The organism is Brasilonema sennae CENA114, assembly GCF_006968745.1.
Lineage (GTDB): Bacteria > Cyanobacteriota > Cyanobacteriia > Cyanobacteriales > Nostocaceae > Brasilonema > Brasilonema sennae.
Genome location: NZ_CP030118.1, coordinates 3,784,287 through 3,798,559 on the forward strand (window position 1 = coordinate 3,784,287; position 14,273 = coordinate 3,798,559).

Here is a 14,273-nt window from a genome sequence, read left to right on the forward strand (position 1 = left end):
GATATCTTTTGGATTTTTGAAAAGTTTACCTCAAACCTGACTGCACGCGCCACAGACTCGCATAAACTCCGCTTTTGTCCAGTAGTTCTTGGTGGGTTCCTGATTCAACAAATTGTCCGTATTCCATGACATAGATACGTGAAGCATTGCGGATTGTGGAAAGACGGTGTGCGATCGCAATTGTTGTTCGATTGACAGTAATATGTTCTAGCGATCGCTGAATTGCTGCCTCAGTCTCATTATCGACTGCTGATGTCGCTTCATCTAAAATTAAAATTGGTGGATTCTTTAAGATGGCGCGGGCAATAGCAATCCGCTGTCGTTGTCCACCAGATAACTTTTGTCCTCGTTCGCCGACTATGGTCTCATATCCTTGAGGCAATTGCAGAATAAATTCGTGTGCTTCAGCGATTTTAGCGGCTGTGATGATTTGATCATCTGAAGCATCAAAACTGCCATAGGCAATATTTTCTGCTATACTACCGTGAAATAAGAAAACATCCTGACTGACCAAACCAATACAACGGCGCAAATCCTGTAGTTCTAATTGTTGTATATCAATTCCATCAAGAGTCATTGTTCCTGATTGCACTTCATACAATCGCAATAGAAGTTTTACCAAAGTGCTTTTGCCAGAACCAGTAGAACCAACAATAGCGATTGTATTGCCTGCTTGAACCTGCAAAGATAGATTTGTCACAACTGGTAACCTATCTTTATAAGCAAAAGTGACATTTTTGAACTCCACTTCACCACGTACTGTATCAGTCGGTAAATGTGTGTCTCCCGTATGAATCGCCAAAGGAGTATCCAACAAATTCATCACTCGATTTGTGGAAGCCATTGCTCTTTGATATTGGTCAAAAGTATCACCTAATCTTGTTAAAGGCCAGAGTAACCGCTGGACGAGAAATAATAGTACACTGTATGTACCGACAGATATTTTGCCATTCGCTGCTGCAATTCCCCCAAACAGCAATAATGCTGTAAAACTCACCAAAATCAACATCCGGATTAAGGGAACAAATGCAGCTGAAAGTTTAATTGCTTTAGCGTTACTGCGGCGATATGCCTCACTTTCTTTTGTTAAACGTGAAATTTCGTAATCTTCGGAGGTAAAACTTTTAATAGTAGTAATACCGCTCAAATTATTCACAAGACGCGAGTTGAGAAGACCAACCTTTTCTCTGACATCAGCATAGCGAGGTGCGAGTAATTTTTGAAAAGCAAACGAACCCCAAAGAATAAATGGTATCGGCAATACTGCCATCCAGGCAACACTAGGAGCCAAAATAAAGAAAGCACCACCTATAATGACAACTGTTGTAACAACTTGGAGAATATCATTTGCCCCACCATTTAAAAAACGTTCCAATTGGTTGATATCATCACTGAGAATAGACATCAAACCACCTGTACTGCGTTCTTCAAAATATGCAAGTTCTAACTCTTGCAAATGTTCATAAGCATCCAGACGCAAATCATGCTGAATGTCTTGTGCCAAATTACGCCAAAGCCTTTCGTAAGCGTATTCAAAAACCGATTCTAGTATCCAGATGATTACAGTCAGGAACGAAATAATAAAAAATTGCCCAAAAACATCTTTCACTCCCCATTGAGCGATGATAGAATTTTGCTGCTTTACCACCACATCCACCGCGACGCCAATTAACGCAGGTGGTGCTAAATCAAAAAGTTTATTCAAGATAGAACAAATCGTCGCCAGCCAGATTAGTTTACGATACTGGTGTCCGTAATTGAACAGCCGCATGAAGGGGTTACTTGGAGACGATATCTGAGGATCACCTACTGCGCTTGTCTGTCTTTTTGATGCCCGATGAGATTTGGATACCTTAACCACAGTTGTTTGTAGATGCGTGAATCTAAAATTTTACCACAATTAACTACCAAGTGTCTCACGAAAAGTGGGGAGTAAGGTATCACTATTAACAAGATTTGTCTGAAAATGCAAAGGAGATAACGAGTTGAAAAATCAGTCATTCGGGAATTGGCAAACTGTAGTCGCAGGAATTGTGGCAGCAATACTTGTCATTTTTAGCTTTAATTCCTTTATTATTATAAATCCAGGGCAAGCAGGAGTACTTAGTATCTTGGGGAAAGCCACAGATGGAGCATTAATCGAGGGTATTCACGTTATACCGCCCTTCATTTCCAGAGTAGATGTATATGATTTGACTGTGCAAAAGTTTGAGGTTCCAGGAGAAAGTTCAACCAAGGATTTGCAAACTCTATCTGCCAGATTTGCTATTAACTTTCGTATTAATCCTATACAAGTTGTTGATATTAGAAGGACACAAGGAACATTAGAAAATATTGTCAACAAAATTATTGCACCTCAAACCCAAGAATCTTTTAAAATTGCAGCTGCTAAAAGAACAGTTGAGGAGGCGATTACAAAAAGAAATGAGTTGAAAGAAGACTTTGATGCTGCATTGGGGCAACGCTTAGATAAATATGGAATAATTGTGTTAGATACCAGTGTGGTTGATTTAACATTTTCCCCAGAATTTGCCAAAGCAGTTGAAGAAAAACAAATTGCAGAGCAAAGAGCACAAAGAGCTGTGTATATAGCCCGAGAAGCTGAACAAGAGGCTCAAGCAGAGATCAACCGTGCTAAGGGAAAAGCGGAAGCTCAAAGACTTTTAGCCGAAACTTTAAAAGCTCAAGGTGGGCAGTTGGTTCTGCAAAAAGAAGCGATCGAATCTTGGAAGAGTGGAGGTGCTCAGATGCCAAAAGTCCTCGTTATGAGTGGTGATACAAAAAATAGTGTACCATTTCTCTTTAATTTCGCTAATTTGCAAGATTAATCACAATTTTCACCCTGAATCAGGGTGTGTACCCTACTTAAGAAGCAGATAGAGAACATCAAGGAATAATAAAAAAATTATGTCAAGCAATAATCAGAGTAATCTCACTATTCAAGACGCCAAAAAGATTCTCAATAAATTTAACTGTGTAGACATTCCTCCCAACCTCAAGCCATCAGAAAAAACCTTAACTTGTCAAGCTTTAGTTTTGCTAGCTAAGATTTCTGATTACCAAATATTAGGTATTTGTGCTGAAACGTCAGAGGAAGGAATACTAGCGATGAAAACATATTCCTATGCTTTTGGTTATGAACCACCAAGCAATTTACCTGAGATTGAAGGTCCAGTTTACATTAAATTAAACGGCAAAAATGGTATATGCCATCTGGATTCTTACTCAGGACATCATCGGGGTGTATTAGTTTCTTGCCAGTCTTACTCTCAAAGTGGAATTAACGAAATGTACGGGCATTTGCCCCTTGATTTATTTGTTTAATACTAGGATAGGCATTGCTCACCTTTGACCATAGCACACTCTATAATTGTAACTGAAGATACACGCATAGAGACGCTGATAAAATAGATAATTATCTGCGTTTATCAGTGTTTGTCTGCAGTTCAAATCTCAAACTTAAATTGATATGAGTCTTATCACCCTACAATCTGTTAAAAAAGATTTTGGTATCAAGGAAGTCTTGAAAGATGCTAGCTTTAGCTTGGATGCTACTGATAAGGTTGGCTTAATTGGTACTAACGGTTCTGGGAAATCAACTTTATTAAAAATGATTGCCGGATTAGAACCGATTGACAGTGGTCAAGTTTTAGCAAATTCAGGAGCTAAAATTGTATACTTGCCTCAGCAGCCAGATTTAGATGAACATCGCACAGTCTTAGAGCAGGTTTTCGCTGACAGCGGCGAACAAATGGAATTGGTGCGTGAGTACGAGGAAATTTCTGATAAATTAGCTCATACACCAGAAGATAAACAACTGATGGCGCGTTTTTCTTCTGTAATGCAGCGTATGGACTCAGTTGGTGCATGGGAACTGGAAACAAATGCTAAAATCATTCTTTCAAAGTTAGGAATTACAGATTTTCATGCTGTTGTTGGGACTTTATCTGGTGGTTATCGCAAGCGCATTGCTTTAGCTACAGCCTTGCTGTCAGAACCAGAGTTGTTGTTGATGGATGAACCGACAAACCATCTCGATGCTAATTCTGTTGAGTGGTTACAAAGTTATTTAAATCGCTATCGTGGCGCACTCTTTCTTATTACTCACGACCGCTACTTTTTGGATAAGGTAACCAATCGTATTATCGAAATCGACCGAGGAGACATTTATACTTACACAGGTAACTATTCATATTATTTGGAAAAGAAAGCATTAGCAGAAGAATCTGCTATTAGTAGTCAACGCAAACATCAAGGTGTTTTGCGGCGTGAGTTAGAATGGCTAAAACGAGGACCAAAAGCTCGTAGTACGAAACAAAAAGCGAGAATTGAACGCGTTCACGGTATGCAGGAAACTGAGTTTAAACAAGCTCAGGGTAAAGTTGATATTTCTACACCCAGTCGTCGCATTGGCAAAAAAGTTATTGAGCTAAATAATACATCTAAAGCTTATAACGGACGTACTTTAATTAAGGATTTTACCTACGAGTTTAGTCCAGAAGACCGTATTGGTATTATCGGTTCTAATGGCGCTGGTAAGTCTACGTTACTAGATATGATCACAGAACGTGTTCATCCAGATTCAGGAAGTGTAGAAATTGGTGGTACAATTCACATTGGTTATTTTAACCAGCATTCAGAAGAATTACAATCAGCGTTGAATGAGAATCAACGAGTGATTGATTACATTAAAGAAGAAGGAGAATTTTTCCAAATTGCCGATGGGACAAGAATTACTGCTTCCCAAATGTTAGAGCGTTTTCTGTTTCCTGGTAATCAACAGTATGCCCCAATTCATAAACTATCTGGTGGTGAAAAACGGCGTTTATTTCTGTTGCGGGTTTTGATGAGTGCTCCGAATGTTTTAATATTAGATGAACCCACGAATGATTTAGATGTACAGACATTAGCCGTACTGGAAGAATATTTAGAAGAATTTTCCGGTTGTGTGATTGTCGTTTCCCACGATCGCTATTTTCTAGACCGCACCGTAGATACAATTTTTACCTTTGAAGAAGGCGGAAAAATCCGACAATATCCGGGAAATTATTCAGTTTATCTAGATTATAAACAAGCAGAAGAAGCACAACAGCAACAGATAAGTAACACTAAAGAAAAGCAAAAAAATACAGAGACGTTACAGACAACATCTCCCAAAGAAACCGAAACGAAAAAACGGCGTAGATTATCTAATTGGCAAAAGCGAGAATTTGAGCAGTTGGAAGGTAAAATTGCCAAGATGGAAGTCGAAAAAGCAGAAGCAGAAAAAGCAATGGCGAATGTTCCTCCTGGTAACTACTCTCAAGTACAAAAACTGTATGAACAGGTGGAAACCCTGAAGGAAGAAATTGATCAGGCGACTGAACGTTGGATGGAATTAGCTGAGATTGAATCTTAATTGTATATTTTAGAAACAGACTAACAATGAACCTGACCTGCAAACAACTCTTACAAAACCATACTCAAACTTGGCATGAAGCAACTGTACATACCTTTATTGAGCAGTGCAAATTAGGAACAATTCACCCCCAGCAATTTAACACATGGCTTGTACAAGATTATCTGTTCGTTGTCGATTTCACACGCATGGTGGGACGAGTGTTGGCGATCGCACCCCCAGATCATTTTGATGTTATACTAGCAGGACTCGCAGCACTGAAAGATGAACTCAATTGGTTTAAAGAAAAAGCCGCCCAACGAGAGCTTAATCTCGACGTAGCAAAACAACCAACCTGCATACAATATTGTGAATATATGCATACTCTTGCTACAATGCCTTATCCAGTACAAGCAACTGCATTTTGGGCAATTGAATTAGCATACAATCAAGGTTGGCAATTGCCTGGAGTCATGGTTGAACCATACACAGAGTTTGCAGACAGATGGGGAAATGCAGGTTTTACTGAATATGTAAAACTTCTAGAACATCAAGCTGATGAGGTGTTGCAAACCGCTTCAGAAAATGTTCATCAGCAAGCACAAGAAGCTTTTTTAAGAGTAGCAACATTCGAGAAAGATTTTTGGCAGATGGCTTTCAATGCAGCACAGTAGAGAGAAAGCTGCATGTGTTATCTTCTACGGCTTATACCTTACAACTCCCTGTCGCGACAATATAGGATCTGCACAATCAACATTCCCTGTCCAGTTTTTACAAGGTTCTCTTACTTCTGAAAGACCTTCAACAATGCGAACATGAAAACCATCTTCTGTTGGATAAACTTTATACAAAAGCGGTTTTTCGTGACGCTTAGCAATGAGTGCAGCTGCTAGGGCTGGTGTTGTACAAATCATTGCTTTTTTATTTAAAGGTATATAATAATCTATGAAAAAATCACGATCCTCAGAATCATTAGTCCAGCCTCTACCTACTTCAGTTGTCGCCCAAAATAAACATCTCGGATCAGGTTTGACATCAGAACCTAACCGTCTTTGTACATCAACTTTCGCAATAGTATAAGGAATTTCTACCTGTGCTTCTTTTTGAATTTCTAATCTTTTAAGTACAAAATCAATTTCGACAAATTTTACTCTCACAACTTTAGCGAAAAAGCTGAAGCAGAATAGTGAAATAATGCCAAACAAGATTACTATTATTAGTACACGACCTTTCATTTGATACGGTTTGATTATTCCTTTCATAGTGACTGTAATAATAAACTCTGTAATTACCTAACTTTACGAATCATACTGATTCTTACCCGCATGAATTTTTACACAAGTATCAATACAGTTCACTTAAGGGTTGATCCTCCCTACCCCTCCTTAAAAAGGAGGGAACTAAGCCCCCTTTTTAACTCTGTTGGGGGATCTTAAATACGACTAACAGCAACTGTATTGACATAAATATCTGCTAATATAGCAATCCTAAATCATTCGTAAAATTCTCTCTTTTCTCTTTTCTTGGCGTCCTATGCGCTAAGGCGCACGCTACGCTAAGGCGACTTGGCGGTTCGTTCAAAAAATAATTTTTACAACTCATTTAGGATTGCTATATGTTAGATCTATCACTAACACACTACTGATGATAGCAAAGCTTTTCAGTAGCTGCACAAAAGAACTAGCCAAGAAAGATTTGAAACATCGATAAGATTACAAAATTTTGATGATTATGCTCCATACTCCTACTCAAAACTTGCGTAGTTGCGCTATTCAGTTTTTAGAACAAAATCCCCAACAGCGTCTAGAAATTCTTAAGCAACTTGGAATAGCCCGCTATGATTTTTTAACCAAGATGTGCCTTAATGAAGCCAATATAGCCTGTGTCATGCGGTTTTTGAAAAATCCCAGTCAGCTGAAATTCCCTAATTTAATGGCAGCAGACTTATCTTACTTGATTTTAGATGAAGTCAACTTTATCCGTGGTAATTTATCAAGTGCAAACCTACGAGGAAGTACTTTCGTGAATGCAGACCTCATATTTGCCAATTTTACAAACGCAGATTTGAGAAATGCTAATTTGAACGGTGCTACTCTGAATGAAACTATATGGTTAAGTGCTCTTATAGAAGAGTGTGAGTTTGGAGAAGGAATTGGATTGACAAAAATTCAGCGCCAAGATTTACGGCTTCGCGGTGCTATATTCAAGTATTTGGAAGAAGATGATTAAAATAACGAAGTACAAAGGTATAAAAGAAGTAAAGAAAGTTTTTGAAATTGTAAATAAATAGGAAAAATTAATGAATAATTCGATGAAACTACCCCAAAAATTAATGTTGCTAGGTTCTGGAGAACTAGGCAAAGAGTTTGTTATTGCTGCTAAACGGTTTGGCAATTATGTGATTGCTGTTGACCGCTATGCTAATGCTCCAGCTATGCAAGTTGCTGACTGTTCGGAAGTTATTTCTATGCTAAGTGCTGATGATTTGGAAGCAGTGGTTAGCAAATATCAGCCTGATTTCATCATACCAGAAATTGAAGCAATTAGAACAGAAAAACTTTTGGAATTTGAGCACCGAGGAATTACAGTTATACCAACTGCAGCCGCGACTAACTATACAATGAACCGAGACAGAATCAGAGAACTAGCACATAAAGAATTAGGTATTCGCACTGCTAAGTATGGTTATGCGACAACTTTAGAAGAGTCGGTTGCAGTTTCTGATGAAATTGGGTTTGCTAATGTAGTAAAACCTGTGATGTCATCTTCTGGCAAAGGGCAATCTGTAGTTAAAGAAAAGAGTGAGGTTGAGAAGGCGTGGAATTATGCGATCGCCAATTCCAGAGGTGACAGTCAAAAGGTGATTGTCGAGGAATTCATTGATTTTGAGATAGAAATTACTTTACTAACAATTAAGCAGTGGAATGCACCGACAATTTTTTGTTCTCCTATCGGACATCGGCAAGAAAGAGGAGATTATCAAGAATCTTGGCAACCAGCAGAAGTTTCAGAACAAATGATTCTTGAAGCCCAAGAAATCGCTACAAAAGTCACCGATGCATTAGGAGGGGCAGGAATCTTTGGTGTTGAGTTTTTTGTCACTAAGGACGAAGTCATTTTTTCGGAACTTTCCCCTAGACCTCATGATACAGGAATGGTGACATTAATTTCGCAAAATCTTAACGAATTTGAATTACACTTGAGAGCGATTTTAGGATTGCCAATTCCTCATATAGAACAGTTGGGTTATTCAGCGAGTGCTGTTATTTTAGCTACGGAAAAATCAGATTTTATTGCTTATACAGGTGTAGCCGAAGCGCTATCAGAAAAAGATGTGGACATTAAGCTATTTGGTAAACCTAATGCCCATCCTTATCGCCGAATGGGAGTCGCTTTGGCTAAAGGAAGTGATATTCAAGAGGCTCGCGAAAAGGCGAATAGAGCTGCAAGTAAAATCAAATTAAAATACCAACCCTAATTCATCTTTCGGTCTGCTCTGTTTGGATTGTACTTTAGCGCTGGTACCCCTCCGTCGTCATGAAATGTGGGGGTTGACTTGGGATTGCTTCAGCCTCCTGGTCCCTTTGGATCGCGGCTTCCACCTACCACTTGGTCGGGTAAATCTGATTTGAAAAATTTAAGTATCTGCCCAAAGTTTTCCACGCCATTGAGTTCTTCAACAGCAGACTCCTCATTTACTTCGCCTTCAATTGCTACTGTTGCAAAACTGGCTTCAGGAAAAATGTCAATGTTTCCGACTCTGCCAAATTTTCTCAAAAGCTCTCTTAAATTTGCCTCAGTTACTTCAGAAGGAAGATTACCAACTAGTAAAGTCATATTTTTCTCCAAAAAAGTTACACAAAAAGATCATCAAAACTGCAACAATAGCGTAGGATTTACGCATTGAAGAAAGTTTGATTATGTAGAATGAAGCTCTATCAAAAAAGCTGAAGGTTAGTTTAGCTAACAGAGCTTTGCCTCTACACTCTTTATTAGGTGTAAGCAGAATTAACTTATGCACTAAGGAGAGAAAAATGCCGAAAATGTAATCATGTTGCTTGAAGCTATTGAGGTTTAACCCCACTACAGAAACGGCGAGCCTCCTGTAAAGGAGCCGTGCTAACGTTCTGGTGCACCTGTACATTCGTTCTCAGATAATCCTTGACCCAATCGCAAGCGTAGCTCACGACTTTATCTGTATCTAGAACACGATCCAAATTCCACAGAATCACTGTCTTGTCGTCACTCGTTGAAGCAAGTGTCTTACCGTCAGGACTGAACGCCACTCTCCAAACCATCGCCCTATGAGCGTTGAGGGTAGTCAGCAAAGTACCATCTCGTTTCCAGAATTTTACCGTTGTGTCGTCACTAGCTGAAGCAATCATTTTGCCGTCGGGGCTGAACGCTACTCCCCGAACTCCGCTATTGTGACCTTTGTTAGCGTAGCGTTCCGTAGGAAGGGTAGTCAGCAAAGTGCCATCTCGCTTCCACAGTTTCACCGTTTTATCTTCACTCCCCGTAGCAATTGTCTGACTGTCCGGACTGAACGCTACTCCGAAAACTCCGCTATTGTGACCTTTGTTAGCGTAGCGTTCCGTAGGAAGGGTGGTCAGCAAGGTACCATCTGGCTTCCAAAGCTTTACCGTTTTATCTCGACTTGCTGAGGCAATTGTCTGACCATCTGGGCTAAACGTTACTCCCCAAACTTCATCATCATGTCTCAAGGTAGTTAGCAAAGTGCCCCTATGCCCAAAGGGCACGCTACGCGAACGGGGTTCGCCAGAGCCGGTACGAGGGATACCCTCCTGTAGCGCTGACTCACCATCTAGCTTCTGTAGTTTTACCGTTTTGTCGTCACTTGCTGAGGCAATGATCTTACCATCCGGGCTAAACGCAACTGCGTTAACCGCATCACTATGATTCTTAAGGGTAGTCAACAAAGTGCCGTCTCGCTTCCAGAGTTTGATTGTCTTGTCGCTACTTGCCGAGGCAATTGTTTGACCGTCAGGACTGAACGTTACTGCCCAAACTCCAGCCTTATGTCCCTTTAAAGTCGTCAGCAGAGTGCCGTCGCTAGCTCTCCAGAGTTTCACCGTGTTGTCGTCACCTGCTGTGGCAATTATCTCACCCTTGGGGCTGAACGCGACTCCATAAACCCCACCACTATGACCATTCAGCTTGGTCAGCAAGATATTATCGCGCTTCCAGAGTTTGACTATTTTGTCGCTAGTTGCCGAAGCAATTGTCTTACCATCTGGGCTGAACGCTACCCCCCAAATAGTATCGCTATTTCCAGAAAGGGTAGTCAGCAAAGTGCCATCCCGTTTCCACAGTTTGACTGTCTTGTCCCAACCAGCCGAGGCGATTGTATCACTATCAGGACTGAACGCAACTCCGTAAACTCTATCGCTATGTCCTGAAAGGGTAGTCAGTAAAGTGCCATCCCGTTTCCAGAGTTTGACTGTTTTGTCCCAACTTGCTGTAGCAATCAGTTGACCATCTGGGCTGAACGCGACTGCATTCACTTTATCGCTATGTCCAATGAGAGTGTTAACCAAAGTACCATCAAGCTTCCACAGTTTGACTGTATTGTCCCAACTTGCTGAGGCAATCACTTGACCAAACCCCTGCGGGGACGCTACGCGAACAGGACTAAAAGCGACTCCGTAAACTGTAGCACCATGCCCCTTGAGAGTAGTCAGCAAATTACCATCGCTAGTTTTCCAGAGTTTGACTGTCTTATCCACACTTGCTGTGGCAATGATATTACCTTGAGGACTGAACGCAACTCCGTAAACTCTATCACTATGTCCTTTGAGAGTAGTCAGCAAAGCACCATCGCTGGCTTTCCAGAGTTTGACTGTCTTATCCCCACTTGCCGTGGCAATGATATTACTTTGAGGACTGAACGCTACTCCATAAACTTTATCACTATGTCCAACGAGAGTGTTAAGCAAAGTACCATCTTGCTTCCAGAGTTTGACTGTTTTGTCACTACTTGCTGTGGCTATGAGCTGACCATTGGGGCTGAAGGCGACTGCGTTAACTTTATCGCCATGCCCTATCAGGCGGTTATGTTCAACCACCGTATAAGTTGCCTGTTTTAGAGCTGATTCAAGCCGATCCTGGATATTTGCATCTACCGTACCTATTGTTTTTAATTTCTCCTTCGCTGTAATTGCTTGTATAAGCGCATCCAATCTGTTATTCGAGGCAAACAATGCTTCAGAAGATTTGGTCACAGCTTGGATCTCGCTGACGCTTGCTTTATGGGATTGCCACCACGCTACCCCAGCCAGCATTAAAGCTCCCACTAAGCCACCTGTGAGTCCTAAGATAGTAAGTTGGCGTCTACGCTTTTGCTTATTTAGCTCGTTATCCCGCAATGCTAAAGAAAGCTGTATGAAATGTCTCTCCCCTGTACTCAGTTCGTCTATGCGTTTGCTCTGCCAGTATTCTGCATCGGAGAGTGGCTTTCCACGCAGTAGTGCTCCTTCATCTCTACCGCTACTTTCCCATTGACGAATTGCCGATCGCAACTGCTCTTGCCAATAGCGAAATTCACCATCAACTTGTATCCACCCCTCTAGGCGTCCCCAGCTTCTAATCAGCGCCTCATGCACGATTTCCACCGTTTCTTCACCCGATAACTCGTTGCGGTTGGTTACCACAAGACGTGCATCAGCTAAGCGCCTCACCAAATCCCAGTTTTCTGACTTCACCTCATCACGAGTTGCCAATCTCCGCGTAGCCTCGATTCCTTCCCCCAAACCCACTAACTGCATGAACACTTGCTGCGCCCGACTTCGGTCTGCTTCATCAAGCTGAGCATACACTGCTTCGGCGTGGATAGCCAAAGCCTCCTCGACACCGCCAATCTCCTCGTAGCCTGCATGAGTCAACCACCCATCTGTCTGTTTTGACCACAGTTGTGTTAAAGCAAACTCCAGCAATGGTAAACGTCCTGACTGCTCCCCAACATCATTAATTAGTTTTTTTGTCAACTCCTTTTCTAGTCTCACCTGCATTTGTGCGGCTGGCTGTTCAATCGCCGATCGCAATTCTTCACGGTTCATTGGACCAAGATTGAGGACTGCTCCTTGCAATGCATCACTAAAAGGTCTGTAAGAAAGGGCATATCCGTAAAAATCAGCCCTTAAGGTCATAACTAAAGTAAATGCTGGAGCTAACCGAACTGCATGGAGTAATGCATCTAAGAAACCTTGGCGTTCTTCTTGTGAGCAAAGAGTGTAGAGTTCTTCAAATTGGTCTGCTATTATAACCAGACGAGTTTTCGGGTTTTGCCGGACAAAACCTTCAATAATTTTGTATAAAACTTTGTGATCTTGTTGCAGTGCTATTTCTAGTTCTAATTCAATCAGGCGACGACCAGTTAATTTAGGATATAGATTGTTATTTAAATTACCTTTTTGAAGACACTGAAGCAATAAAGCCTCGCCAACGCTAGAAGTCAATGCTCCTGCTAAGGCGTCAAAAGGATTATGACCTGGACGAAATGAGACAATCTGCCAGTCAGTATATGAGTCCTGGCGTAACTGAGCAACCAACCCAGCAAACACCACACTCGACTTACCACTTCCACTCGGACCTACCACCGCCACCAACGGCTTTCTTTTGCTCGCCGTCACCAAGTTGTGTGTAAAATGTTCCCGCCCAAAAAACAGGTGAGCATCTTCCTCGCGAAAAGCAAATAACCCACGATAAGGACACGGAGGAACTCCGCCTAAATTTAGCCAACTCGGCGGTTCCACGGCTGGATTTTGACAAATCACAGGTAACCAAGAAGCACCCGGAAAATCATCTTCCAAACCTTGCAACTTTCTGCGTGCTTGTTGAACTGCTAAATATAAAGACAGTCGTTGAATTGCAAAAGATTCTAAAAAATACTTAAAAAATTCCTGTGCTACTAGATTTGGCACTGGCTCCCGCATGACAATCACTGTCGGAATACTCAATTTTTCCAGCGCATTAGCCAATCCTAACCCATCACAGGAGTTGAATAGTGCTAGTTGTAACCCATTATCAATCGCAGCTTTGAGAGCTTCTTCTAACTGTTCAATTGTTAAGCTGTTATTAGTTTTATTATCATTAATATAAATTTTGCCTGTTGCACCTTCTGTTTGACTATGACCCGCAAAAAAAAGGATGTCCCAGCCATCATTTTGCCAAAGAAGATTGTTAAATTCTTGACGAGAGGGGTTGACAATAAAAATTATTTCTGCATCTTCTAAACTATTAAGAAACTTGATTTCTTTGTCTAAATCGATACCTTGGCTATTACCTAAAATTGCTAAAATTCTAACTTTCTTTCTATGTAATTTTAATTTTGATAATTCCCGAGATTTATACTCTGTTTGGGAAAGCGCCATTTCTGCTTTGGGATAATCATTAAAGAAGTCCCAACGATGCCAAGGTAATCGCCGTATTAAGTTATCATCGGTTTCAATAATGACGCGAATTTCTTCTGTGGGTTGTAGTTGCGATCGCAGTTGCCGTTCTATATTCAGAAATCCACTAGACTTGAGCCACTCGTTAATCTTTTCCTGTAATTTTTGGCACACATCGTCAAAACTGACAACGGAAACATTTGTGAGGCCGTCTTCGTCAATTTCCAGTTCGTCATCTTCTTCAATCAATGAAGAACGCAACTGTTGGCGACCACAGATATTTTTATAATTTGACTGCCAATTATGTAATAATTGTACTAAAAATGGTGTTGGGGGTAAGCTACCAATAAATTGCTGTGCAAGGGATTTTCCTGATGACCATAATCGAGCAGTAACATTTGGGAATCCGTTGTTTAAATCACCGCGTCCTAAGTTAATAACAACTGATTTACTCATGGAGAAGACTTCTGTTTTTTATTTGCGGCTAT

10 protein-coding genes are annotated in these 14,273 nt (G+C 40.9%); 6 read left to right on the top strand and 4 right to left on the bottom strand.

Annotated elements, in window-relative coordinates; all coding sequences use genetic code 11:
- Positions 1 to 25: 25 nt before the first annotated feature.
- Positions 26 to 1,771: an ABC transporter ATP-binding protein gene (locus tag DP114_RS16070; RefSeq protein WP_318284505.1), complete on the bottom strand. Its 1,746-nt coding sequence runs from the start codon at positions 1,769 to 1,771 to the stop codon at positions 26 to 28.
- Positions 1,772 to 1,985: 214 nt separating this feature from the next.
- On the opposite strand from DP114_RS16070, the gene DP114_RS16075 reads away from it, so the two are divergent.
- From DP114_RS16075 to DP114_RS16090, 4 genes are all read left to right on the top strand, one after another.
- Positions 1,986 to 2,828: a prohibitin family protein gene (locus DP114_RS16075; RefSeq protein WP_169265629.1), complete on the top strand. Its 843-nt coding sequence runs from the start codon at positions 1,986 to 1,988 to the stop codon at positions 2,826 to 2,828.
- Between the two features lie 79 nt (positions 2,829 to 2,907).
- Positions 2,908 to 3,324 carry a DUF1824 family protein gene (locus DP114_RS16080; RefSeq protein WP_169265628.1) on the top strand — a complete coding sequence of 139 codons (417 nt, stop codon included), beginning with the start codon at positions 2,908 to 2,910 and terminating at the stop codon, positions 3,322 to 3,324.
- A gap of 145 nt (positions 3,325 to 3,469) precedes the next feature.
- Positions 3,470 to 5,398, top strand: a complete 1,929-nt coding sequence (locus tag DP114_RS16085; RefSeq protein WP_171976568.1) for an ABC-F family ATP-binding cassette domain-containing protein — start codon at positions 3,470 to 3,472, stop codon at positions 5,396 to 5,398.
- Between the two features lie 26 nt (positions 5,399 to 5,424).
- On the top strand, positions 5,425 to 6,051 hold the full coding sequence (locus tag DP114_RS16090) for a thiaminase II/PqqC family protein (RefSeq protein ID WP_171976569.1): 627 nt from the start codon (positions 5,425 to 5,427) through the stop codon (positions 6,049 to 6,051).
- A gap of 24 nt (positions 6,052 to 6,075) precedes the next feature.
- Here the strand turns inward: DP114_RS16090 and DP114_RS16095 are convergent, their stop codons facing one another.
- Complete coding sequence (locus tag DP114_RS16095) at positions 6,076 to 6,639, bottom strand: hypothetical protein (RefSeq protein WP_169265625.1); 564 nt, start codon at positions 6,637 to 6,639, stop codon at positions 6,076 to 6,078.
- Between the two features lie 469 nt (positions 6,640 to 7,108).
- On the opposite strand from DP114_RS16095, the gene DP114_RS16100 reads away from it, so the two are divergent.
- Both DP114_RS16100 and purT read left to right on the top strand, forming a co-directional pair.
- The gene (locus tag DP114_RS16100) at positions 7,109 to 7,606 is read left to right on the top strand and encodes a pentapeptide repeat-containing protein (protein WP_171976570.1); all 498 of its coding nucleotides are present in this window, start codon (positions 7,109 to 7,111) and stop codon (positions 7,604 to 7,606) included.
- 70 nt (positions 7,607 to 7,676) lie between these two features.
- Positions 7,677 to 8,855: a formate-dependent phosphoribosylglycinamide formyltransferase gene (purT, locus tag DP114_RS16105; RefSeq protein ID WP_169265624.1), complete on the top strand. Its 1,179-nt coding sequence runs from the start codon at positions 7,677 to 7,679 to the stop codon at positions 8,853 to 8,855.
- Between the two features lie 89 nt (positions 8,856 to 8,944).
- Here purT and DP114_RS16110 read toward each other — a convergent pair whose 3' ends face one another.
- Both DP114_RS16110 and DP114_RS16115 read right to left on the bottom strand, forming a co-directional pair.
- The gene (locus tag DP114_RS16110) at positions 8,945 to 9,214 is read right to left on the bottom strand and encodes an RNA-binding protein (protein ID WP_169265623.1); all 270 of its coding nucleotides are present in this window, start codon (positions 9,212 to 9,214) and stop codon (positions 8,945 to 8,947) included.
- Between the two features lie 227 nt (positions 9,215 to 9,441).
- The gene (locus DP114_RS16115; protein WP_171976571.1) at positions 9,442 to 14,241 is read right to left on the bottom strand and encodes an nSTAND1 domain-containing NTPase; all 4,800 of its coding nucleotides are present in this window, start codon (positions 14,239 to 14,241) and stop codon (positions 9,442 to 9,444) included.
- Between the last annotated feature and the right edge of the window lie 32 nt (positions 14,242 to 14,273).

Excerpts from the sequence above, each read along its gene's own strand:
- DP114_RS16070 (WP_318284505.1), bottom strand. The coding sequence starts at position 1,771 with ATGCGGCTGTTCAATTACGGACACCAGTATCGTAAACTAATCTGGCTG.
- DP114_RS16080 (WP_169265628.1), top strand. The coding sequence starts at position 2,908 with ATGTCAAGCAATAATCAGAGTAATCTCACTATTCAAGACGCCAAAAAG.
- DP114_RS16085 (WP_171976568.1), top strand. The coding sequence starts at position 3,470 with ATGAGTCTTATCACCCTACAATCTGTTAAAAAAGATTTTGGTATCAAG.
- DP114_RS16090 (WP_171976569.1), top strand. The coding sequence starts at position 5,425 with ATGAACCTGACCTGCAAACAACTCTTACAAAACCATACTCAAACTTGG.
- DP114_RS16095 (WP_169265625.1), bottom strand. The coding sequence starts at position 6,639 with ATGAAAGGAATAATCAAACCGTATCAAATGAAAGGTCGTGTACTAATA.
- DP114_RS16100 (WP_171976570.1), top strand. The coding sequence starts at position 7,109 with ATGCTCCATACTCCTACTCAAAACTTGCGTAGTTGCGCTATTCAGTTT.
- purT (WP_169265624.1), top strand. The coding sequence starts at position 7,677 with ATGAATAATTCGATGAAACTACCCCAAAAATTAATGTTGCTAGGTTCT.
- DP114_RS16110 (WP_169265623.1), bottom strand. The coding sequence starts at position 9,214 with ATGACTTTACTAGTTGGTAATCTTCCTTCTGAAGTAACTGAGGCAAAT.
- DP114_RS16115 (WP_171976571.1), bottom strand. The coding sequence starts at position 14,241 with ATGAGTAAATCAGTTGTTATTAACTTAGGACGCGGTGATTTAAACAAC.